Source organism: Mesorhizobium sp. M4B.F.Ca.ET.089.01.1.1, from assembly GCF_004022605.1.
In the GTDB taxonomy this organism is placed as follows: domain Bacteria; phylum Pseudomonadota; class Alphaproteobacteria; order Rhizobiales; family Rhizobiaceae; genus Mesorhizobium; species Mesorhizobium abyssinicae.
Window position 1 is genome coordinate 1 of the sequence record NZ_RZOS01000897.1, and the last position, 1,092, is coordinate 1,092.

A 1,092-nucleotide genomic window follows, 5' to 3' on the forward strand; every position below is an offset into this window, starting at 1 on the left:
CTTCCTCTCCCCCGTCGATCGGGGGAGAGGTGGCTCGGCGTAGCCGAGACGGAGTGGGGGTCGACCTGGCAGGAGCGTGCATTCCAGCCAGGTCCGCGAGCCAATCGCATGCACAAATCAGTCGAAGAACGCCTCGACGACGTTGCGCTTGCCGAGCATGAAGGCGTCGGCGACGTGCTGCAGCGGCGCCAGGTCGACGTCGGAGACACCGGCGCGGACGATCTCGGCGAAGCGACTGTAGAGCATCGGGTATTCCGCTTCCGGCTCGTCATGGACGACTTTGCCGTCGATGGCGAGCTTCGCGCCGCCGCCCGAAAGCACCATCTTGCCCTTGTCCGTCTCCGCCACGATGTCCCAGCTTTGCGGGCCGGTCTGCAGCCAGTCGAGCTCCATCGTCACCGGCACACCGTTCGAGGTGCGGAAGGCGACATGCGCGGCAACGGGGGAGGCGCGATTCTCCGGAAAATCGAGAACCGCCGAAGTGATGAACATCGCCGGCAGGATGTGTGTGGCGATTGACAGCGCATTGATACCCGGATCGAAGACGCCGAAGCCTCCCGGCGCCCAGATCCATTCCTGGTTCGGGTGCCAGCGGCGCACATCTTCCTTCCAGATGATGGCGGCGGAACTGATCCTGGCCGAGGCCAGGAATGCGCGCCCGGCCTCGACCGCCGGCGCATAGCGTGAGTGCCAGCTGGCGAAGAGAGAAACGCCATGCTTGCCGGCAATTCGCTTCAGGTCTTCCACCTCGCTGACGGTGGCGCCCGGCGGCTTTTCCAGGAAGACATGCTTCCCGGCTTCGAGCGCTGCGCGCGCGGCGTCGTAGCGGAACTGCGGCGGCATGCAGAGCGAGACGGCCTCGAGGTCCGATACGGCTTCGAGCATTGCGTCGATGGTCGGAAAGTTCGGGATGCCGTCGACCTTGCCGTGCCGGCTGGCGGCGGCGACGAGCTGGTAGTCGCTGTCCTTCGCCAGAGCCGGAAGATGCTGGTCGCGGACGATCTTGCCCACGCCGACGATGCCGAGCTTGATGGGACCTTTGTTCGAGGGCATGGGAACTCCGAGGATTTGGAAAGGTGGGTGTTTCTACGC

Annotated in this window: 1 protein-coding gene; it reads right to left on the bottom strand. The window is 65.0% G+C overall.

What is annotated here, in order from left to right:
* Positions 1–117 precede the first annotated feature (117 nt).
* Entirely contained in the window at positions 118–1,053 is a 936-nt protein-coding gene (locus tag EN780_RS34845) for a Gfo/Idh/MocA family oxidoreductase (protein WP_128276510.1), read from the bottom strand.
* Positions 1,054–1,092: the final 39 nt, after the last annotated feature.

What these genes read in the sequence shown, in the direction of transcription:
- EN780_RS34845 (WP_128276510.1), bottom strand. Translation starts at nt 1,053, where the DNA reads ATGCCCTCGAACAAAGGTCCCATCAAGCTCGGCATCGTCGGCGTGGGC.